This window comes from Methylocystis sp. WRRC1 (assembly GCF_020733155.1).
GTDB lineage: Bacteria > Pseudomonadota > Alphaproteobacteria > Rhizobiales > Beijerinckiaceae > Methylocystis.
This window is the reverse complement of the sequence record NZ_JAJFZJ010000001.1, coordinates 2,561,419-2,581,528: the sequence shown is the minus strand read 5'-3', so window position 1 is coordinate 2,581,528 and position 20,110 is coordinate 2,561,419. Positions and strand designations below refer to the sequence as shown.

The 20,110-nt window shown below is 67.5% G+C and carries 28 protein-coding genes; 20 read left to right on the top strand and 8 right to left on the bottom strand.

Annotated elements, in window-relative coordinates:
* Positions 1–2: 2 nt before the first annotated feature.
* The 16 genes from LG047_RS12500 (at position 3) to LG047_RS12425 (ending at position 10,360) form a co-directional block, all read left to right on the top strand.
* The gene (locus LG047_RS12500; protein WP_051134312.1) at positions 3–1,736 is read left to right on the top strand and encodes a hypothetical protein; all 1,734 of its coding nucleotides are present in this window, start codon (positions 3–5) and stop codon (positions 1,734–1,736) included.
* Positions 1,737–1,747: 11 nt separating this feature from the next.
* Positions 1,748–2,170, top strand: a complete 423-nt coding sequence (locus LG047_RS12495) for a hypothetical protein (RefSeq protein WP_036285222.1) — start codon at positions 1,748–1,750, stop codon at positions 2,168–2,170.
* Positions 2,171–2,354: 184 nt separating this feature from the next.
* Positions 2,355–3,638 (top strand): hypothetical protein, encoded by a 1,284-nt coding sequence (locus LG047_RS12490; protein ID WP_036285220.1) that lies wholly within the window; start codon positions 2,355–2,357, stop codon positions 3,636–3,638.
* Positions 3,639–3,648: 10 nt separating this feature from the next.
* Entirely contained in the window at positions 3,649–4,179 is a 531-nt protein-coding gene (locus LG047_RS12485; protein WP_036285217.1) for a phage major tail tube protein, read from the top strand.
* Entirely contained in the window at positions 4,176–4,610 is a 435-nt protein-coding gene (locus tag LG047_RS12480; RefSeq protein ID WP_036285215.1) for a phage tail assembly protein, read from the top strand. Before LG047_RS12485 ends, LG047_RS12480 begins: the two co-directional genes overlap by 4 nt.
* Positions 4,611–4,675: 65 nt before the next feature.
* Positions 4,676–4,813: a hypothetical protein gene (locus tag LG047_RS12475; RefSeq protein WP_158497326.1), complete on the top strand. Its 138-nt coding sequence runs from the start codon at positions 4,676–4,678 to the stop codon at positions 4,811–4,813.
* Positions 4,806–6,926, top strand: a complete 2,121-nt coding sequence (locus tag LG047_RS12470; protein ID WP_036285211.1) for a phage tail tape measure protein — start codon at positions 4,806–4,808, stop codon at positions 6,924–6,926. Before LG047_RS12475 ends, LG047_RS12470 begins: the two co-directional genes overlap by 8 nt.
* 3 nt (positions 6,927–6,929) lie before the next feature.
* Positions 6,930–7,343, top strand: a complete 414-nt coding sequence (locus LG047_RS12465; protein WP_036285209.1) for a phage tail protein — start codon at positions 6,930–6,932, stop codon at positions 7,341–7,343.
* Positions 7,344–7,348: 5 nt separating this feature from the next.
* The gene (locus tag LG047_RS12460; RefSeq protein WP_192815631.1) at positions 7,349–7,546 is read left to right on the top strand and encodes a tail protein X; all 198 of its coding nucleotides are present in this window, start codon (positions 7,349–7,351) and stop codon (positions 7,544–7,546) included.
* A gap of 5 nt (positions 7,547–7,551) precedes the next feature.
* Positions 7,552–7,779, top strand: coding sequence for a hypothetical protein (locus tag LG047_RS12455; protein WP_036285204.1), 228 nt, complete (start codon positions 7,552–7,554; stop codon positions 7,777–7,779).
* A gap of 1 nt (position 7,780) precedes the next feature.
* The gene (locus tag LG047_RS12450; RefSeq protein ID WP_036285203.1) at positions 7,781–8,797 is read left to right on the top strand and encodes a phage late control D family protein; all 1,017 of its coding nucleotides are present in this window, start codon (positions 7,781–7,783) and stop codon (positions 8,795–8,797) included.
* A complete protein-coding gene (locus LG047_RS12445) occupies positions 8,794–9,093 on the top strand; it encodes a hypothetical protein (RefSeq protein ID WP_036285201.1) in 300 nt (99 codons plus the stop codon). Before LG047_RS12450 ends, LG047_RS12445 begins: the two co-directional genes overlap by 4 nt.
* Positions 9,090–9,230 (top strand): hypothetical protein, encoded by a 141-nt coding sequence (locus tag LG047_RS12440; protein ID WP_158497325.1) that lies wholly within the window; start codon positions 9,090–9,092, stop codon positions 9,228–9,230. The genes LG047_RS12445 and LG047_RS12440 overlap by 4 nt, the downstream gene beginning before the upstream one ends.
* Positions 9,231–9,234: 4 nt before the next feature.
* Positions 9,235–9,471 carry a DUF2312 domain-containing protein gene (locus tag LG047_RS12435; RefSeq protein WP_036285199.1) on the top strand — a complete coding sequence of 79 codons (237 nt, stop codon included), beginning with the start codon at positions 9,235–9,237 and terminating at the stop codon, positions 9,469–9,471.
* Positions 9,472–9,552: 81 nt separating this feature from the next.
* The gene (locus LG047_RS12430) at positions 9,553–9,840 is read left to right on the top strand and encodes a hypothetical protein (RefSeq protein ID WP_036285197.1); all 288 of its coding nucleotides are present in this window, start codon (positions 9,553–9,555) and stop codon (positions 9,838–9,840) included.
* A gap of 166 nt (positions 9,841–10,006) precedes the next feature.
* Positions 10,007–10,360 (top strand): RidA family protein, encoded by a 354-nt coding sequence (locus LG047_RS12425; RefSeq protein ID WP_036285196.1) that lies wholly within the window; start codon positions 10,007–10,009, stop codon positions 10,358–10,360.
* On the opposite strand, the gene LG047_RS12420 is transcribed toward LG047_RS12425, so the two are convergent.
* Positions 10,344–11,126 (bottom strand): molybdopterin-synthase adenylyltransferase MoeB, encoded by a 783-nt coding sequence (locus LG047_RS12420; RefSeq protein WP_036285195.1) that lies wholly within the window; start codon positions 11,124–11,126, stop codon positions 10,344–10,346. The genes LG047_RS12425 and LG047_RS12420 overlap by 17 nt on opposite strands.
* Positions 11,127–11,223: 97 nt before the next feature.
* On the opposite strand from LG047_RS12420, the gene LG047_RS12415 reads away from it, so the two are divergent.
* Positions 11,224–11,793 carry a hypothetical protein gene (locus LG047_RS12415; protein ID WP_227967047.1) on the top strand — a complete coding sequence of 190 codons (570 nt, stop codon included), beginning with the start codon at positions 11,224–11,226 and terminating at the stop codon, positions 11,791–11,793.
* On the opposite strand, the gene LG047_RS12410 is transcribed toward LG047_RS12415, so the two are convergent.
* The gene (locus tag LG047_RS12410) at positions 11,743–12,831 is read right to left on the bottom strand and encodes a glycosyltransferase family 1 protein (protein WP_305080331.1); all 1,089 of its coding nucleotides are present in this window, start codon (positions 12,829–12,831) and stop codon (positions 11,743–11,745) included. The genes LG047_RS12415 and LG047_RS12410 overlap by 51 nt on opposite strands.
* Positions 12,831–13,652: a UDP-2,3-diacylglucosamine diphosphatase gene (locus tag LG047_RS12405; RefSeq protein ID WP_227967046.1), complete on the bottom strand. Its 822-nt coding sequence runs from the start codon at positions 13,650–13,652 to the stop codon at positions 12,831–12,833. Before LG047_RS12405 ends, LG047_RS12410 begins: the two co-directional genes overlap by 1 nt.
* A 217-nt stretch (positions 13,653–13,869) precedes the next feature.
* On the opposite strand from LG047_RS12405, the gene LG047_RS12400 reads away from it, so the two are divergent.
* The gene (locus LG047_RS12400; protein ID WP_036285187.1) at positions 13,870–14,487 is read left to right on the top strand and encodes a helix-turn-helix domain-containing protein; all 618 of its coding nucleotides are present in this window, start codon (positions 13,870–13,872) and stop codon (positions 14,485–14,487) included.
* Between the two features lie 5 nt (positions 14,488–14,492).
* The gene (locus LG047_RS12395; RefSeq protein WP_227967044.1) at positions 14,493–15,746 is read left to right on the top strand and encodes an MFS transporter; all 1,254 of its coding nucleotides are present in this window, start codon (positions 14,493–14,495) and stop codon (positions 15,744–15,746) included.
* A 24-nt stretch (positions 15,747–15,770) separates the two neighbouring features.
* On the opposite strand, the gene bfr is transcribed toward LG047_RS12395, so the two are convergent.
* The 3 genes from bfr to LG047_RS12380 form a co-directional block, all read right to left on the bottom strand.
* Positions 15,771–16,250, bottom strand: coding sequence for a bacterioferritin (gene bfr / locus LG047_RS12390; protein WP_036285185.1), 480 nt, complete (start codon positions 16,248–16,250; stop codon positions 15,771–15,773).
* Between the two features lie 32 nt (positions 16,251–16,282).
* Complete coding sequence (locus LG047_RS12385) at positions 16,283–16,519, bottom strand: bacterioferritin-associated ferredoxin (RefSeq protein WP_036285183.1); 237 nt, start codon at positions 16,517–16,519, stop codon at positions 16,283–16,285.
* 230 nt (positions 16,520–16,749) lie between these two features.
* Positions 16,750–17,022 carry a hypothetical protein gene (locus tag LG047_RS12380; protein ID WP_227967043.1) on the bottom strand — a complete coding sequence of 91 codons (273 nt, stop codon included), beginning with the start codon at positions 17,020–17,022 and terminating at the stop codon, positions 16,750–16,752.
* A 124-nt stretch (positions 17,023–17,146) separates the two neighbouring features.
* Between LG047_RS12380 and glpK the strand changes: the two genes are divergently transcribed.
* The gene (gene glpK, locus LG047_RS12375; RefSeq protein ID WP_227967041.1) at positions 17,147–18,631 is read left to right on the top strand and encodes a glycerol kinase GlpK; all 1,485 of its coding nucleotides are present in this window, start codon (positions 17,147–17,149) and stop codon (positions 18,629–18,631) included.
* A 66-nt stretch (positions 18,632–18,697) separates the two neighbouring features.
* Here the strand turns inward: glpK and LG047_RS12370 are convergent, their stop codons facing one another.
* On the bottom strand, positions 18,698–18,994 hold the full coding sequence (locus LG047_RS12370; protein ID WP_227967039.1) for an Imm74 family immunity protein: 297 nt from the start codon (positions 18,992–18,994) through the stop codon (positions 18,698–18,700).
* Between the two features lie 28 nt (positions 18,995–19,022).
* On the bottom strand, positions 19,023–20,090 hold the full coding sequence (gene mutY, locus LG047_RS12365; RefSeq protein ID WP_227967036.1) for an A/G-specific adenine glycosylase: 1,068 nt from the start codon (positions 20,088–20,090) through the stop codon (positions 19,023–19,025).
* Between the last annotated feature and the right edge of the window lie 20 nt (positions 20,091–20,110).

Sequence of the window (20,110 nt, the reverse complement as noted above, 5' to 3'; positions counted from 1 at the left end):
TCATGAAGCTCATCGCCCTCGCCCTCGCCGTTATCGTCGCGCTCGTCGCGGGGCCGCTGCGAGCGTCGGCGCCCGCGCCGGTGGAGGTGAGCGCGGTCAACAACGCCAACCTCGCGCGCTCCATCACCGTCGCCATGCCGGGCTACGACATGCCGCCGGCGGGCGTGTTCCGGCTCGATCTGCGCCGCCGGCCGGACGCGCCGCTCGATCATTCCTGGTCGACGGCCATCGGCAATCTGCGCGTGACGGCGGTGGACGCGCCGGCCAAGCGCGTCGTGCTCACGCTGCTCGCCTCGCAGGCGGAGATGCAGGCGCTCTCGGGCGCCTATGTCGCCGATCTGGTCTACGCCGATGGCGGCGAGAGCGCGAACCTCGGGTCATTCGCCTGGAACATCCGCAAGGGCGTGACGCAGACCCCGCCGCCGCCCGCGCCGGCGTGGGACGATCTGCCGGCCTGGGGGCCGGTGGAGGACATCGCCGGGGCGAGCCAGCAGACCGTGATGACCATGCTCGCGCGCGGCCAGCGCGGCCCGCAGGGCGAGCCGGGCCCGGCGGGGCCGCAGGGGCCTGCCGGCGCGCAGGGGCCCGCTGGTCCGCAGGGCGCGGCTGGCGCGGCTGGGCCGGTGAACACGCTGACGATCGGGACCGTGACGACCGGCGCGGCGGGCTCATCCGCCGCGGCGACGATTACGGGCGCCGCCCCGAACCAGACGCTGAGCCTCACCATCCCGCGCGGGGATGCTGGCCCGGCGAACACGCTGACGATCGGCACGGTGACGACCGCCGCGCCGGGTTCGGCGGCGGCGGCGACGATCACCGGGACCACGCCGAACCAGACGCTCAATCTCGTGATCCCGAGGGGCGACGCGGGCGCGGCGGGGACCTATACGATCGGCGCGGGGCTCACGCTGTCGGGCTCGACGTTGTCGCTCGGCGATGGGGCGTCGCTGGCCTATGCGAGCGGCGCTCTCAAACTGACGTCGTCCCTCTCGCTGGGCGGCTCGCTTGCGAGCCCGAATGCGACGATTTACGCGCCTGCGCCGAATGTCACTGAGTTGCGCAACGGCGCCAACGCCCAGCGCCTGATCGTCTACGCCTCCTACACCGACGCCGCGAATTACGAGCGCGGCGTCTTCGACTGGCAGGCGACCGCTAATGTCCTGCGTATCGGAACCGAAAAGGGCGGAACGGGGCTGGCGAGGAACATCCAGTTTGTAGTCGGTGGCGAAAATGCACTCGGTATGCAGCCAGGTGCAATTACACTGGGTAAAACTGGCTTCAGCGGGTCTCAAATAATAGCGACGGCGACAAGTCAATATTCGATGGCAGCCTGGATTGGCCTTCGAGATGACACGAACATTGCACTTTCGGGCAATAAGCAAGGTGTGAAAAACAACTCTGCTGGAATTTCTGGCTTCGGCGTGAGTTCCTCCGCGGGATACATCTGGACGGGCACTTCTGAATTTTATGGCGCGGTAGACACCGCGCTTGGTCGAGTCACAACCGGGGTGGTGAAGATCGTTAGCGGCGCTAGCGCTAACGGCTTTGGCGCCATCGTCACCACTCCAACTACCGTCGCCTCTCTGCCATCCGCTGCGACTGCCGGTGCCGGCGCGAGAGCATTCGTCACCGACGCGACGGGCACCCTCGCCGCTGACCACGGCGCCATTGTTACCGGCGGCGGCTCAAATAAAGTGCCGGTCTACAGCGACGGCGCAAACTGGCTCATCGACTAACAGGAGACCCCATGCGCTTCTTTAGGCTTCTCGCCTTCGCCCTCGCCTTCGCCCTCGCCGCCCTGCCGGCGCTCGCCGGCTCGCTGCAGCTCACGAGCCAGATCGGGGCGCAGCCGCCGACGACCATCACGGTCAATGTGCCCGACGCCGACATGGGCCGCATCGTCGCCGCCTATGCCGCCGCCTATTTCCCGAACGGCGTGGAGGCGAGCCCGGCGGTCGACTGCCACGAGATGCTCGCCAGCGACCCGCCGCAGCCCTGCACGCCGACGCCCGCCGTCATGCGCCCGCCGACCGGCGAGGAGCTGATGCGCGCGATCTCGCAGGGGCTGATCAACGGCATGATGACCTATGTCGTGAGCTATGAGCAGGCGCAGGCCGCCGAGGCCGCCCGCGCCGCCGTCGCGCCGATCACGGTGACGCCGGCGCAGTAGCTTCGCGCCGCTTCATCCGAAAAGCGCCGCGCAGCTTTTTCTTCGCGCCGCTGCATCCGAAAACCGCTTCGCACTTTTCGGCGCGGCGCGGGCAAGCGGGCCGAATGCGTTCGGGGGCAATGTTTTCAGGGGGCAAACGTAGCTTGAAGCTCTCTCAAGGGCGCGTCAAGCGAGGATTTGCTCAATGCCAGCGACCACCCCGAACGTCGGCGTAAGGACGTTTCTCGACAGGATCGACAAGGTCCCGTTCCTCATCGCCGACATGTCGACCATCGGCGGCGTGTTCACGCCCGGCACGGGCATCGACCGCGCGAAGTTCCCCGTCGACACGCCGGTCCATTTCACTACCGACGATGCGGACATGATCGCGGCGGCCGGCACGGGCACGCTGAAGCAGACGATCGACGCCTGCATCGCCTCCGGCGTCGTCGCCTCCATCGTCGCGGTCGTGCCGGACATTCTGGCCGACGACACCGTCGTGCAGTCGATGACCAAGATGGTCGGCGACGCCACCGCCAAGACGGGCGCGTGGGCGCTGCTCGAGGCGCAGGCCGAGACGGGCTCGGTTCCCGACATCCTCATCGCCCCCAACTTCTCGTCTCTGCGGCCGGGGAACGCCGCCAACCCCATCGTCACCGCCTTCGACGCCATCTGCGAGCGGCTCATCACGCCGGTCGTGGTCGCCGACACGCCCTCCGCCGACAAGACGGTCGCCGTCGAATGGGCGGCCGACTGGGCGGACACTCTCAACGTCATCCCCGTCGGCCAGGGCGTGCGCGTCTCGCTCAATGGTTTGCCGATCACGCGTGCGGCGTCGCCCTATGTCGCGGCGCTGATGGTGAAGACCGACAAGGCCATGGGCGGGCCCTATTACAATCCGGGCAATCAGCCGCTCATGGGCATTCTCGGACCCTCGCGCGCCGTGAGCGTCAATATCTCCGACCCCGACAGCGAGGCCAACTGGCTGCTGCAGCGGGGCGTCAACAGCATCGTGCAGCTCGAAAAGAACCGCACCTCGCGCAGCGTGAACTCGCCGCAAGGGAAAATCTTCTGGGGCTTCTTCAACAGCAGCGACGATCCGCTGTGGCGCATGATCAATGTCGTGCGCACGCGCAAGGCGATCCGCGAAGTGATCCCGCGCACGCTGGTCAAATACATCGGCAAGAACATCGGCTCGCATCTCGCCGTCGTGCTGCGCCAGAGCGTGCTCGACTTCCTCGGCGAGCTGGCGTCGCTTCCGGAGCCCGCGATCCTGCCGGGCTACGAGGTGCGCTGGGACCGCGACCTCAATTCGAACGCCGTCATGCGCGTCGGCGGGCTCGTTTTCTCCGCCTATTGGGAGGAGAGCCCGGCGCTCGTCGATCTGCAGATCTACACCGGCCGGCGCGAGGCGAGCTTCGACATTCTCGCCACCGAAATTCAGGCGGCGATGGCGCAATACAACGTCACCGGCCAGCTGACCGTCTGAGGAGGGCTCCATGGATTACATCGTCCGAGGCGGGAACTGGTATTTCGACGCGCTCAACGCCTGGCGCGTGCTCGACGAGGTGACGCTCCCCGAGCTGACCTTCAACACCGAGGACTTCGTCCCCGGCGGCCACAACATGGCAGTCGCCTGGCCGGAGGAGATGCAGCCGCTCAAGGCGACCATCAAGCTCAAGAGCGACGACCCGCGCGTGCGCGGGCTCTGCGGGCGCGAGCCCGGCGCCTATGTGACTGCGACCTATTACGAGAACCTGCGCAGCTTCCGCGACGGGACGAACCGCGGCCGCGTCATCCTTCTCAAGGGGCTGCTCAATTCGGTGAAGCCGGACGCGCGCAAGGGCGTGAAGGCGAGCGGCACCGAATATGAGTTTTCGACCATCGTGCGCTACGAGGACGTGACGGGCGGCGCGGTGACGCATCGCTTCGACCAGTTCGCCGGCCCCGGCGCGACGATCGTCGGCGGCGTCGCCCTCTTCGCCGAGATGGCCACGAACCTCGCGATCAGCGGAGGGACGGCGCTTTGAGCCCGCGTTCAAACTCTCTTGAAGGCGCCCCGAAAGCCGATTTTTCGGCCTTCCCGCTCCCGCCCGAGGGAACGGAGGGCGAGGCGCCCGGCGCGCCCGCCCGCGCCGACGCCCCGGAGGAGGCGGCCGCGCTCGACTTCCTCGACCCCGCCGCCATGAGCGCGACGGTCGACCTCGCCTTCCCCTTCCGTCTCGACGGGCGCGAGGTCCGCATGGTGACGATCCGCCGCCTCTCCTTCGGCGAGGCGCTGCGCCTGTCGGAGCGGGCGCAGGCCGCGGGGCGCGCCGTGACCAACATGGACTTCTTCGCCGCCATGACCGGCCTGCCGGCGGCGGTGATCCGCGGCATGGAGGCCGGCGACGCCGACAGGCTGACGGACGCCTGCCTCCCTTTCTTGCCCCGCGCCGGGGAGGACAGCGCCTCCACATAGAGCCGGGCGAGCTGCGCCGAGTCGGCCTGCTGGCCTGCCGATTTCTGCACGAGCCGTGGTCGCGCGTGCTGCGCCTGCCGCTGGGCGAGGTGATCCTCGGCGTGTTCGAGGGGCAGGAGATCGAGGCCGAGGAGGGCGCGGGGGCGCAGATCAGGGCGCTCGACGCGCTCGTCCAATCTCTGACAGGTGGCGGCAATGGCTGATCTCGACGTCGCGGTAAGGCTCAAATTCCTCACGCAAGGGCAGGATCAGCTCAAGGGCGCGGCGCGCGCCCTCAATGATTTCGGCAAGGCGAGCGCAAAGCTCTCGGGCTCCGCCTCCGGCCGCTTCTCCGGTTCGCTGACCAGGGCGTGGACGGCCTCCGCAAAGCTCGGCGGGGCGCTGGACAAGAGCGCCTCCGCCGCCGCGCGCACGGCCGGGGCGCTCAACCGCATCGGCGCGGAGGCGCGCGACATCGACCGCACGCGGGCCGCCGTGGACCGGCTGGCGAAATCGACGACGGCGGCCGACCGCAGGCTGCGCGACGCGCGCGGTCGCTTCGCCGGCGGCGGCGAGGGCCTCGGCGCGGGCGCGGCTGTCGCGGCCGGGGCCGCCGGCGGCGCGACGGCGCGGCGGCGCCGGGCGATGAAGGAGGGGCTCGCCGAAGCGGCATCGCGCCTCTCCCCCGAGGGCTATCTCATCGGCGCGGGCGGCGCGGTGATCGCCGGGGCGGCCATCGGCGCGACGGCGGCGACGGGGCTCGGCGCGGCGGCGCTGGCGACGCGCGAGGCCATCTCGCGCAACAAGGCCTTCGCGGAAATCCAGAAGAAGGTGAACCTCGACGCCGGCCAGAGCTGGGAAGACCTCGACCGCAAGGTCGCCAAGGTCTCGACCTCGATCGGCATGAGCTATGAGCAGGCGGCGGCGATCTTCGCCCAGGGCGGGCAGGGAAACGTCGCGACCAAGGACCTCGAAGGCTTCGCCATGCTCGGCGCGAAGGTCGCCACCGCATGGGACATCGGCGCGAAGGAAGCCGCGCAGATGCTGACCGAGGTGAAGGGCCAGACGCGATGGAACAATCGCGAGCTGGAGACCTTCGCCGACAAGGTGAATTTTCTGGGCGACATTTCGGCGGCGGCCGAAAAGGACATCGGGGTGATGTGGCAGCGCGCCTCGGCGGGCGCAAAGGCCGCGGGCGTCACCTATGACGACGCCATGGTGGCGATGACCGCGCTGCGCGGCGTCGGCATGCAGGACGAGGTGGCGGCGCGCTTCTTCGGCCAGTTTTCCTCGAAGCTGCGCCGCGCCTCCACGCTCTCCAAGGACGCGCAGGCGGCCTTCAAGGAGCTTGGGCTCTCCGCCGAAGGCGTCGAGCAGGGCATGCAGGCCAATGCGCTGCAAACCATGGTCGATCTGCTGGACCGGCTCGGCAAGGCCAAAAACCCGGTCAAGATCGCCAACGACATCGGCGGCGGCGAATGGTTCGACGAAATCCTGCGCATGAAGGAGGCGCTGCCCGAACTCATCCGCCTGCGCGACGCGCTGGCCAAGGGCGGCTTCGACGGCTCGATCCAGAAGGCCATGGACATCGACCTCGGCACCACCGAGGCGAAGCTCAACAGGCTGAAGCAGGCGCTGCTCGACATTGCGGCGCAGGCGGCCAAGCCGATCGTGCTGCCGTGGCTCGACAGCGTCTCCGACAAATGGGCGGCCGCCGCCAACCGCTGGCGCGAGGCCACGCAGCGCTCGGCCGCGACGCGGGCCATGGCGACGCCCGTGGGCGAGTCGGTTTCGGCCTATGAGACGCGGCTGCGGCTCAACCGGGCTCCCGCGCCGAAGCCCATGTTCCAGCAGATCGAGGGCGCGTCGCCGCATATCGACGTGAAGCAGATCGACACGGCCGTCGCCGACGGCGTGGCCAAGGCGAACAGCCTCTATGACGCCCTGCAGAAGCTCTCGACGACAGTGACGCCCGGCGTGAACATCGGCCCGGCCTCGGCCGCGATGGACGCGCTCGTCGCCAAGGCGCAGGCGACCGGGGCGGCGGTGCGGGCGGCTCTTTCGAGTTTCGGCGCGCCGGGCGCGGCCATCCGCGTCGGCCCCTCGCTCACCGGCGGGCGGGGCGCCGGCGGCTCGACGGGCGGGGGCGCTCCGGCGGCTCCGGCCGCGACGACGCCGGGCAAGCAGGCCCGCGCCGGCGGGCGCGGCGGCGTGCAGATCGCGCAGGCGCATTTCCACGGCGTGCGCGACGCCCGCTCCATGTATCGCCAGCTCGCCGCGCTGGAGGCCCGCCGCATCCGCTCGTCGCGCGACGCCGCGTTGCATGATCTGGCCTGACCCATGTCGCAGCCCCTCGCCCTCATCGGAGCAGCGACCTGCGAGGTCATCGGGATAAGCCCGATGGGCTTCGCGGAGACCATGGAGGCCAATTGGGCGCGGCACATGGTCTTCGACAGCGAGCCCTATTACCAGCCGGTCGGCGGCGGCGAGCACCGCGAGACGCTGCATCTCGCCTGCCGGCCGCATGTGATGGGCGGGCTCGACAATTACCGCGCCCTGCAGCGCGCCTGCCGCGAGCGCCGGCCCGTCCCCTTCATCCGCATGAGCGGCCTCGTCGGCGGCTATCAGGGCCTCGTCGCGGTCGAGACGGTCTCCAAGGAGGAGCAGCGCATCGCCCCCGACGGCATGGGCTGGCGATGGGAGTTCACGGTCGAGCTGCTCTATGTGGGCGAGACGGCGGGAGGCGTGTTTTGAAGCGCATGATCACCGAGCCGCTGCGGCTCGACATTCTGGCCGCCGAGACGATGGGCAAGGCCGGCGACGGGGCTTTCGAAGCCCTTTTGAACGCCAATCCGGGGCTCGCCGACGGCGGCCCCTATCTGCAGGCGCCGCGCGAGGTTGAAATCCCCGCGCCGCCCGCGCCGCCGGCGGTCCCGACCGTCAACCCGTGGGAGTGAAGCAAATGTCTCAGGTCGATTCCGTTTCCGACGCCCGCACCGTCAACAGCGCCGTGCGCCATCAGTATCGCGTGCTCTCCGACAAGGAGAAGGCCGATATGCTGGCCGTGAAGGACATGGGCGCAGCCTTCCTCGGGCAGATCGAGGCGCTGGGCCAGAGCCGCGAGCTTTCGATCGCCCGGACGAAGATCGAAGAAGCGGTGATGTGGGCGGTGAAGCACATCACCGCCTGACATGCGCCGCCGCCCTGTCCTGCAAATCGTCAACGGCTCCGGCAAGAATATCCTGCCCGGCCTCGCCGGCCTGTGGATCTCGGCGCGCGTGACCGAACAGGCGGGCGGCGAGAGCGACACGGCCGAGATCGTGATGGTGGGGCCGCCCGGCCGGTTCGGCCTGCCGGGGCGCGGCGACGAATTCACGATCCTCGGCGGCTGGGAGGACGAAGGCCCGGTCGAGCAGGGCCGTTTCACGGTCCAGAAGATCGTCTGCGCCGGCGACGCCGAGTCGGGCGACACGATCACGATTCAGCTGCGCGCCGCCGACTATGTCGACAAGCTGAAGGCGCACGCCTCGAAGCACTATGACGACAAGACCTATGGCGACATCGTCGAGGACATCGCCAAGAAGGTCGGGCTGAAGGCGCAGGTCGACCAGGACGTGGCAAAGGTCAAAATCCCCTACTGGCTGCGCTGGCGGCAGTCGCACATCGACTGCCTCACCGAGCTGTCCGAGCATGTGGGGGCGATCTGCAAGCCCGCGGGCGGCAAGCTCATCGCCGTCAAGCGCGGCTCGGGCAAGAGCGCCTCCGGCAAGGAGCTGACGCCGATCACGATCCGCCGCGCGGAGTGCTTCGCCTATGAGGCGGAGATCGAGCCCCGGCCCGAGGTCGGCGAGGTGGAGGCCCACTGGCACGACGAGAAGGCCGGCAAGCGCAAGGCCAAGACCCACAAGACCGGCCGCGACGGCCCGCTGCACATGCTGCCGCATCCGTTCCGCAGCGAGGACGAGGCCAAGGCGGCCGCCGAGTCGCAGGCCTATGAGATGGGCAATGACACGGCCGGCGGGCATTTCGACTGCCCCGGCCTGCCCCGCGCCCACGCCGAGGCGCAGGTGACGGTCTCGGGCTTCGGCAAGCCGCTCGACGGGAGCTGGAAGGCAGAGACGGTCGAAAAGACATGGGACGCCCGCGGCGGCTTCATGACCACCGTGACCGTGAAGGCGGGCGACGATCAGAAGGGGAAGAAGGGATGAGGAACGCTCTCCGGAAGCATGAGGAGAAGCTCGCAAAGGCGGTAGCGGAGGCGCGCGCTGAGCTGGCCGCCGCTGCGGCAAGCGGCCCCTTCGGCTTCGGGCGGGCTCTGGCGCTGCTGAAGGAAGGCAAGGCGGTGCGGCGGCGGAGCTGGGAGGGCAGGACCGAAATCTTTCTGGCCGGGGCCTATCCCTGCGGCGGCGCGTTTCGGGAACGCTACTACCGGGAAGGTTCGGATTGGCGGTGGGACCGGCACGACGACGACATCCTCGCTGAGGACTGGGAGCTGGCGCCGTGAGCGCCCTCTTCGAGCATCTCGCCGGCGTGGGGCCCGCCGAACTGGCCTGCGCGCTGGCTGTCGCGAGCGCCGCCGGCGTCGCCTGCGGCGTCGTGATGCTGACGGTGGTCTGGGTTTTTCTCGTGAGGGAGGGTTGAGCCAATGAGCGAAGTGGACAGCGGCCATCTGAAGGCGCTGATCGAGCGGGTCGAAAAGCTCGAAGAAGAGAAGCGGGCGCTCGGCGACGACATCAGGGACGTCTACGGCGAGGCCAAGGGCGCGGGTTATGACCCAAAGGTGATGCGAAAGATTGTCTCCCTGCGGCGGCAGGACCGGGCCAAGCGCGACGAGGAGGCGGAAATTCTGGACCTCTACCTCTCCGCGCTGGGGATGGCGTAGCCCCAGCCCCGATTGAACGGCCTTTCAAAGCCCCTTCCAGCCGCCCTAAAACTTCATCCTCGGGGGCGAATCGGAGGCGGCATGAAGTGGCGCAGAACGGCATTCAAGCGGCTCGACGGCTCAATCGACGTTATGGAGGACGACTGGAGCCTCTCGGACGGCGGCCTCTCCCTCGCCCGGCTTTACCGGCTGAAGGGAGGCCCGCAGGACGGGCGATGGGCGTGGTTCGTGCAGATCGGGCCGGATGGCGCGCCCGCCAACAGCGGGACCGGCGTCTCCCTCACCGGCGCGGAGGCCCGCAAGGCCTGCGAAGACCGATTGCCAGAGGCAGTCAGGGCGCGGCTTCAGGGCATAGACGGCCAAGGCTGAGGGGCTATGCCAAATGATTTGTCGCGAACTGCCATTTGTTTTGTCGCGCTACACGGGCGCCGGCATTTTTCGTCCTGCCTTTCCGCCGCCGGCCGCGACTCCCCGGCTCCCGCCCTTGCCGGCGGCGGGCGCATCGCCTAAACCCGCGCCCGAAACAGGAGGCGATATGAGCGATATCAGGCGAATCGGCGCGGGTCCGCGCATGAGCAAGGCGGTTGTGCGCGGCAACGCGGTCTATACGGCGGGCCAGGTGGCGGAAAAGACCAAGGGCGGCTCCGTCGCCGATCAGACCCGCGAAATTCTCGCGCTGATCGACGAGTTGCTGGCCGAAGCCGGCAGCGAGAAGGCGAAAATCCTCTCGGCGACCATCTATCTCTCCGACATCTCGACCTTTGCCGAGATGAACAGCGTCTGGGACGTCTGGGTCGACAAGCAGAACCCGCCGGCCCGCGCGACGGTCGAGGCGAAGCTCGTCACGCCCGACTACAAAGTCGAGATCGCCGTCATCGCTGCGAAGTGACGCCCGAGAGCGGATTGTCGGGGTCGTAGGCGTAGCGCAGCGTCTCGAAACGCATGGCCCGCGTGTCGATCAGCAGGAGGCGGCCGACGAGGCCCTCGCCGAAGCCGACGATCTCGCGCACAACTTCGAGCGCCATCATGGCCCCGACGACCCCGGTCAGCGCGCCGAGAATTCCCGCCTCCTCGCAGCTCGGGACGGTTCCCGGCGGCGGCGGCTCGGGGAAGAGGCAGCGATAGGTCGGGTTCGGCCGACCGTCGGGCGCCGTCTCGAATGGCCGCAGCGTGGTGAGCGAGGCGTCGAAGCCGCCTACCGCCGCCGTCACCAGCGGCTTTTTTTCATGAAAGCAGGCGTCCGAGACCAGATATCGCGTGGCGAAATTGTCGGAGCCGTCGGCGACGATGTCATATTGCGCAATGAGCCCGCGGGCGTTGTCGTCGTTCAGCCGCAGCGCATGTTTCTCGACCGCGACATGCGGATTGAGGCGCGCGATGGCCTCCTGCGCGCTCTCGACCTTGGGCCGCCCGACGGCGTCGGTCGCATGAATCACCTGCCGCTGCAGATTGGAGAGAGAGACGACGTCGTCGTCGACGATCCCGATGGTCCCCACCCCGGCGGCGGCGAGATATTGCAGCAGCGGCGCCCCCAACCCGCCGGCGCCGACGACGAGCGCGCGGGCGCGCTTCAGTTTCTGCTGGCCGGGACCGCCGACCTCGCGCAGCACCAGATGTCGGGCGTAGCGTTCGATCTCCTCGCTGGTAAGGCTCATTCAATCCTCGGCGCGCAGGGCGCTTGCATAAAACGTCAGCCCGGCGATGCTGCGAAGACGTTGATTCGCGCCCAGAACAGCAGGTCGGCTTTCCCTGATGACCATAGCGGCTCCGCCGTCCGGCCTCCAGCCGGAGGACTATGAAGAAATCGAGGCCGCCGTCATGGAGACGGCGCGCGGCCGCTGGTTTCTGGCCGAATATGCGCGACGCGTGCGCGACGCCGAGAGCGCGCGCATGCTGGCGGCGATCGAACGGCTGGAGGCGCGGCTCGAGGCGCAGAACGCGCTGGCGCCGGCGGAGGCGTTCAGCATCGCCGAACGCCTGAGCGAACTCTCCTGGTCGCTTCGCGAACGCGGCGTCGAGGATTTCGTCTGCGGCAAGATCGACGCGCTGGCGCGGGAGTTCAATGGGGCTGGCGGCGCGGCGCGGAAACGCGCGGCGGCACAAGAGCCCGGGAGCGCTGCGCCTGAAATCGCCGTCGCCCCGATCGCCGCGCCCGCGGCGCAGCCGGAGCCGCTCGCTTTGGCGCCGGAGCCGATCATGGCGATGGATGCGAGGCCGGAGCCCGAGGCGGCGCCAGAACCGGCGCCGGTCGATCCGCGTCTCGAGGCGCTGTTATGGCTGGATCGGCTGCCGATTGTCGACCGGATGTCGCTCTTCGCCTGAATTGCGCAGTGCCTCGACGCCGACTCCCCCGAGCGAGGCGGCGCCGCGCGCATAGGCGATATTGTCGAGAAACTGACGCGCGCAATTCTCCCAGGTGAAGCTCAGCGCATGGGCGCGCGCAGCGGCGCGTGGAATGTCGAGCGCCGCGAGCGCCGCCGCGCGCAAATCCTCGTCCAGCGCGCCGGCGCCGCTCGCGCCGACGACGTCGAGCGGCCCCATCACGGGATAGGCGGCCACCGGCAGGCCGCAGGCCATCGCCTCGAGCAGCACCATGCCAAAAGTATCGGTGCGGCTGGGGAAGACGAAGACGTCGGATGACGCGTAAAGCGCCGCGAGTTCGCGGCTGTTCTTCAGGCCCAGAAAATGCCCGTCGGGGAAGCGCGCTTCGAGCGAAGCCCGGGCCGGGCCGTCGCCGGCGACGAGCTTCGTTCCGGGCAGATCGAGCGCGAGAAACGCCTCGATGTTTTTCTCCACCGCAAGGCGGCCGGCGTAGAGGAAGATCGGCCGGGGAAAATCGAGGGCCGTCGCCGCGCGGGGGGAGAACACACCATGGTCCACGCCGCGCGACCAGCGCAGCAGGCGGCGGAAGCCCCGTCCGTCGAGTTCGCGGGCGAGGCTCGGCGTGGACACCATCACCCCCGCGCCGGCGTTGTGGAAGCGGCGCAAGGCGGCGTAGGACAGGCCGACCGGAAGTCCGGAACGGGCGTGGATGTATTCGGGGAAGCGCGTGTGGAAGCTCGTCGTGAAGCACCTTCCGTCGCGCAGGCAGACGGCGCGCGTCGCGAGCCCGATCGGCCCTTCCGTGGCGATATGCACATGATCGTAACCGCTCGCCAGCCGTCGCCGCACGGCGCGGGGCGTCGCCAGCGCCAGCGAAATCTCCGGATAGCTGGGCATCGGAAAGGACATGAAGTCGCGCGGCGTCAGAAAGTCGATCTCCGCGCCGAGCGCCCGCGCCGATTGCGACAGCGACTCCAGCGAGCGCACGACGCCATTGACCTGCGGGCGCCAGGCGTCCGTCGCGACGAGAATGCGCATCAGGCCGCCGCCGCCCGAGGCGGCGGCAACGCCTTCACTCTCCTCGCCGCGATCGCAGCCTCGCGCTCCGCGGCCGTGGTCCGCCAATGAATGATTTCGAAGCCGCCGTCGTCATGTTCGACGATCGCCGTGCAGCTTTCCACGAAATCGCCGGTGTTGAGATAAAGCACGCCCTCGATCGTCTTGATCGTCGCATGGTGGATATGGCCGCAGATCACGCCGTCAACCCCGCGGCGCCCGGCCTCGGCGGCCAATGTCTTCTCGAAGTCGCCGATGAAATTGACCGCGTTCTTCACTTTCATCTTGGCCCAGGCGGAGAGCGACCAGTAGCCGACGCCGAACAGGCGGCGCGCGCGGTTGAGCCAGGTGTTGGCGACGATGGCGAGGTCATAGGCCCAGTCGCCGAGGAAGGCGAGCCAGCGGGCGTTGCGCACGACGATGTCGAACTGGTCGCCATGGATGACGAGCATTTTCTTCCCGTCGGCGGTTTCGTGGACCGCTTCCTCGATCACCTCGACGCCGCCGAAAGTCAAACCCGCATAGTCGCGGGCGAATTCGTCGTGATTGCCGGGCACGTAGATCACGCGAACGCCTTTGCGCGCCTTGCGCAGCAGCTTCTGCACCACGTCATTGTGCGCCTGCGGCCAGTACCAGCCGTTCTTCAGTTTCCAGCCGTCCACGATGTCGCCGACGAGATAGATCTGATCGGCGTCATTGTGCTTGAGGAAATCTAGGAGAAGGTGGGCCTGCGCGCCGCGCGCTCCCAGATGCAGGTCGGAAAGGAAAATCGTGCGATAGCGCCTGGCGGCAGTATCCGTCATATCGTCTGTCATGAATTCCGTTGAGTTCGTTTCGGGCATGAGCGTCATCGCCTCCCGCCTTCGCCGCTTAAGGACATTCACCAGATTCACGTCACAGTCCGATGACAGCGGGGCCGGATCGCCGCCCGCAGTTGCGTTCGATATTTCGAACGAAATCGGCTAATGTGCCGTCCGGTTTCGAATCGAAGGAGCGGGCGCCGCAAGGGCGCCGAAGGCCATGGGCGTCGAAGGTCGCGACAAGCAGAAAATCCTCGAGGCCGGAGCTCTGGCGCTTTCCGGCCAGCTCGGCGCGACCGTTCAGCGGCTGCGCAAGGCCTATAATCTCTCGCTTTCAGAGCTCTCGCAGCAGTCGGGGGTCGCCAAATCGATCATCAGCCAGATCGAGCGCAACGAGACCAATCCGACGCTCGCGACCATCTGGCGCCTGGCGCAGGCGCTCGACGTCTCGATCGAGCGCGTGTTGCAGACGACCGAGGACGAGCCCTTTCTGGAAAAGGTCACAAAGGCCGACACGCCGATCCTGCTGTCGGACGACGGAAAGTGCCGGCTCGCCATCATCGGCTGGATCAAGACGGTCGAATGGCTGCAATGCTACGAATTCTCTGCCGATCCCGGCGGCGTGCTCGAGTCGGACGCCCATCAGCGCGGCTCGGTCGAGAGCCTCTCCGTGCGCGAGGGCGAACTCGAGGTCGAGGTCGCAGGCGTTAAGGAAACCGTGAAGGCGGGCGAGACGCTGCGCTACCGCTGCGACCGGCCCCATGTGATCAGAAATCTCGGCGCGACGCCCGCGCAGGCCATGATGGTGTGCATTCTTAAGGCCGCCGTGATGGAATAGGCTTCATGGCCAAGGTCAAGGATGACGCCGAGCGGCGGCTGTCGATGCTCGCCGCCGCTATTTCGGCGATCGGCGGGGTGCAGGTCGCATTTTTTCCGATCTGGTTCGGGGCGCGCGGTCTCGGCGGCGGGGAAATCGCGACGCTGCTCGCCGCCGCGCCGGCCGCGCGCATCGTGTCCAATCTCGCGGGAACCCATTTCGGCGATCGCCGCGGCGATTATGGGCGGCTGATCCTTCTGCATCTCCTTGGCGTCGCGCTGATCTTCATCGCCATGGATTTCGCCTATGGCTTCCTCGCCCTTTTCGCCGGCCACACGGCTTTGTGCTTCGTGCAGGGGCCGATCGGACCGCTCAATGACGGCCTCGTGCTCGACGAAGCGCGGCGGCGACGCGAGGCGGGTTTGCCGGCCCTGCGGCTCGCGCGGGTGCGCGCATGGGCGGCTGGCGCCGTGCTGGTCTTCATGCTCGGGGCCGGGCCCGTCGCACGCGCCATGCCCGACGACGCGCTGATCCTGATCATGGCGGCGATCTCGGTCTTTTCGCTCGTCACGAGCTTTTTCCTGCTGCGGGGCTTCGAGGCTGGCCGGCCGCGAGAGCCCGCCCGGCCCATCGACGACCCGACGCCGCTGCGTCGTCCCGGGCTCCTCGCCCTGATCATCGCCTGCGCCGCGCTGGTCCACGGCAGTCACGGTTTCATCACCGTCTTCGGTTCGCTGCAATGGGCGGCGAAAGGGTTCGACGCGACTTTCATCTCTACCGCCTGGAGCGCCGCCGCCTTCTCCGAAGTGGCGTTCTTTCTTTCGGCGACCCGCTGGTTCGGCGGCGAGAGGCACGCGGCGCCGCTGATGGCGGCGGGGGCCGCCGGCGCAGTGCTGCGCTGGGCGCTGCTCGCGAGCGACCCTGGCCCGGCCGGGATCATCGCGGCGCTGCTGATGCAGCCATTCTCGGGCGCGGCGCTGACGCTCGGGCCCGCCTATCTGATCGCGGAGCTGGGCGGCAAGGCCTACACGGCGCGGGTGCATGGCTGGCTCGCGGCCGCCAATGGCGTGACGCTGAGCGCCTCTCTCTATTTTTCGGGGCCGTTGAACGCCGCTTTCGGCGTGCAGGGCTATCTCGCCATGGCCGCGATGGCGGGCGCGGGACTGTTGCTGTCCCTTCTTGTCGCGGCGGCCGTGCGCAATGGCGTCTTAAAAGACGAAAGGCGAACGACGCCGGTCGCCCGCCCTGCTCTCGTGAATGAAAGAGATCCCGCCGCCTGACGCTTCAGGCCGCGGAACGATCCGTCAGGAGTCCAGCCCGCCGACGTGCTTCTGCGAATAAAGCTGCACGCCGAGCTGCTTGATCAGCTCGAGCTGCGTCTCGAGGAAGTCGATGTGGCCCTCCTCGCTCTTGATGATGTCCTTGAACAGCTCCTCCGACACGCGGTCGTTGATCGAGAGGCAGTAGGCCGCGGCCTCGATATACATGGCGCGGGCGTCCAGCTCCGTCGCGAGATCGCATTTGATGATCTCCTCGACCGTCTGGCCGATGCGCAGCGGATCGAGCACCTGCATATTGGGGAAACCTTCGAGGAACAGGATGCGTTTTGCGAAGTGGTCCGCATGGCGCATCTCCTCGATGGACTCCTCGCGCCATTTCTTGGCGAGTTCGAGAAAGCCCCAATTGTCGAAAATGCGATAATGCAGCCAATACTGGTTGACCGCCGTCAGCTCGGCGCGCAACCCGCGATTGAGATATTCGATGACCTTTGCGTCACCGCGCATGTGCAAATCCTTTCCATGACCGTGTGCCGACCTTACGCCGCGAGATCGTCGGCGCGGCAGCTGTCACAATCGCCGCTTCCCGCGCATTCGTCCAGTCTCGATGCGGCATGCTGGTCGACGATGGCGACGATGCTGCGCACGCAACGCCCGCATTTTGCCTCGCAACCCATGTGCCGGAAGACAGCCCCGACGGTCGGGCGGTCGCCCCTCCCGCCAAGGGAATCTCGGACGTCGCGGTCGGACAGGACGTTGCAGGAACAGACGATCATCACCTTCGCCTAGTTTGGAAAGGTTGCAAACTACCTTTTACATCAGTAGGTTACAACTTTTCCCCCATTTTCGCAACCGGCATTGTCGGCTTCCCGACAATGGACCGGCCGCCCATGCTGTCATCGCAAGGGGCGTGCCTACTTTTTGTAAGTTTGGTCGATGTCAGGGACTTGCAATCTCCCCGATCAAAAAAGCCGCAACGCGCCTAGCGCCGCGGCAATCACCATAGTCACCACCAATAGGGGCGCGGGCGCCAGCCATAGCCGTAACCGCCCCAGCCGTAATTCGCCGGCCCGCCGCCATAGTAAAAATGATTTGGGCGCCGCCAGCAGCGGTAGGGCCCGCACACCCAGCGCGTCTTTTCGACGCCGGACGCCTCTGATTGCTTTGCCGCCAAGCCTCGGTCCACGCCGGGTAACGCCAGCGCAGGCGCAGCCTCGACGCCGGAGAAGCCAATGACGACGAGCGTGGCGAGCGCTGCTTTGACGGTGTCGGATTTCATCGCTCATTCTCCTTTTACAGACCTGTTGTTCAATGAGAATCAGGCTAAAGCCCCCGGGCTGAATGGATACTGAAACGCCTGTTCATCGCATGGCCGGAATTGGGCCTTCTCCAGGAGACACGACATGTCCCGATTCATCGGCGCAATCGACCAGGGAACGACGAGCACCCGTTTCGTCATCGTCGACGAGAGCGGCGACGTCCGCGCCTTCGACCAGCGCGAACATGCGCAGATCTGTCCCCGTCCCGGCTGGGTGGAGCATGACGCCGCGGAAATCTGGCGCAACACGCAGGCGGTGATCGAGGGCGCTTTGGCGAAGGCGGGGCTCGGGCCACGCGATCTCGCCGCCGTCGGCGTCACGAACCAGCGTGAAACAAGCCTGTTGTGGGACCGCGCCTCGGGTGCGCCGCTGCACAATGCCCTCGTGTGGATGGACACGCGCACGCAGCCGCTCGTCGAGCGTTTCATTGCGCAAGGCGTCGCCGACCTCGTGCGCGCGAAAACCGGCCTGCCGCTTGCGACCTATTTCTCTGCGCTCAAGCTGAGCTGGCTCCTCGACACGGTCCCCGGCGCGCGCGAGAAAGCGGCGCGGGGCGAGGCGCTCTTCGGCACGATGGACTGCTGGACGATCTGGAACCTGACCGGCGGCCGCCATGCGACCGACGCCACCAACGCCTCGCGCACGCAACTCATGGACCTGCGCAAGCTGCAATGGGACGAAGAGCTGCTGCGCCTCTTCGATATTCCGCGCGCCTGCCTGCCGGACATCCGGTCGTCCAGTGAAATCTACGGCGACTGCGTCGGCGCGCTCTCGGGGGTTCCACTCGCCGGCGCTCTCGGCGACCAGCACGCCGCGCTTCTGGGTCAGGCCTGCCTCGGGCCTGGCGAGGCGAAGAATACATACGGGACCGGCTGCTTCCTGCTGATGAACACCGGCGAGACGCCTCATGTCTCGACAAAAGGGCTGGTCACCACGCTCGCCTATAAACTGGGAAATGAAAAACCGGCCTATGCGCTCGAAGGCTCCATCGCCATCGCCGGGGCGCTGGTGCAATGGCTGCGCGACAATCTCGGCATCATCGACAGCAGCGCCGAGGTCGAAGCTTTGGCCAAAAGCGTCGAGGACAATGGCGACGTCTATTTCGTGCCGGCCTTCTCCGGGCTCTATGCGCCGCGCTGGCGCGAGGACGCGCGCGGAATCATCGCGGGGCTCACGCGCTTCTCCAACAAGGGCCATATCGCCCGCGCCGCTCTGGAGGCCGCGGCCTTCCAGACCCGCGAAGTGTTCGCCGTGATGGTTGCGGATTCGGGCGTTGCGATATCCGAGCTCAAAGTCGACGGCGGCATGGCCGCCAATGATCTGCTCATGCAATTTCAGGCCGACATTCTCGACGCGCCCGTCGTGCGGCCGCGCCATCTGGAAACAACGTCGCTTGGCGCCGCTTACGCCGCCGGCCTTGCGGTGGGCGTTTTCAGGAGCGTCGACGATATCGCCGCGCATTGGAGCGCGGAGCGCCGCTTCGCGCCGACAATGACGCAACAGCAGCGCGCGCGCCTCGTCGCATCATGGGAGAAGGCGGTGGAGCGCTCGCTGGGGTGGGCGGCATGAAGGCTGTCGCGTTTGAAATATCGCGCGTTCGGACAGAAAATCGCTCGCGCTTTTCCTGAACGCTCCTCAGTCGAAATCGACGCTCAGCCCGTGCTTCTCGAGCTGCTTCTCGACGGCGTCGAGAATCTTCTGCAATTCGACGATGTCGATCGGCGTCTCGTCGTCGGGCGCGTCCCAATGCTCTATGTCGTCGAGCCGCACGATGAAATCGGCGTCCTCGTCCGATTCGGCGTCAGGCGGGGCGGCGGGAATAGTGAGCGTGCGTCCCCCGTGGCGCACGCGAATGGCGCCTTCCGTGACCTCGACCTCGAATGCGCTCGCGCGACGGGCCATGATCGCCTCCTGCTGAAACTGATCACGCATTTTCTCCGCCTGCCCGGCGGAAGACGCTTCAACCTTCGACGAGACCTGCGCGAATGGCCGCCTTTCGCATCAGCGTCGGCAATCCCTCTTTATCGAGATTGTCGCACGCCGCCCAGCGGCAATTATGCGCCGGCGGCGCGGCCGCGGCCGTTTTGGCGACAAAAACCGTCGCGGAAAGCGAAAAATGCGTGAAGACATGCGACACGGGCTCCTCGAGAGCGCGCCAAGGCGCTGCGCAGGGCGCGTGGTCGCGCAGCTCTTTCGGCGCGACGTCCTGCGTCAGCGGCGTCGAGGGAAATTCATTCATGCCGCCCAGTAGCCCCTTCGGCGGGCGCCGGCGCAGCAGCACCTCGTCGCCGCGCCGAAGGATGAAAATCGCGCCGCGCCGCTTCGGCTTCTCTGCCCTCGCCTCCTTTACGGGGTAGCGGTCCTGCGTCCCGTCGCGACGGGACGCGCAGAAACCGGCGAGCGGACAGGCCGGGCAATCCGGCGCGCGCGGCGTGCAGACAGTTGCGCCGAGATCCATCAGCGCCTGCGCGAAATCGCCCGCGCGCGAGGGCGGCAGCATCGCCTGCGTCGTCTCGCGGATGAGCGGCTTCGCGCGGCGCGGCGGCGTGTCGATCGCATGAAGCCGCGCGATGACGCGCTCGACATTGCCGTCGACGGCGACGCAAGGTTGGTTGAAGGCGATCGCCGCGATCGCCGCCGCCGTATAGGGCCCGATTCCGGGCAAGCCCAGCAGCGCCTCCTCGCTCGCCGGAAAGCGGCCGCCGAACTCGCGCGCGACCACTCCCGCGCAGGCGTGGAGATTGCGGGCGCGGGCGTAATATCCTAGTCCCGCCCATTCCGCGAGCGTCTCCTCCAGCGGGGCCTCGGCGAGCGCCTCGACGCTCGGCCAGCGCGCGAGAAATTTCAGGAAGTAGCCCTTGACCGTCGCGACCGTCGTCTGCTGCAGCATGATCTCGGATAGCCAGACGGCGTAGGGGTCGACCGCCTCCCCCGGCCGCGCGCGCCAGGGCAGTTTGCGCCGATGCGCGTCGTACCAGGCGAGCAGCGCGGCGGCGGGCTTTCGCCCGGGGCGGGAGGTCTTTATCATCCCGCGGTCATTAGGGGCGC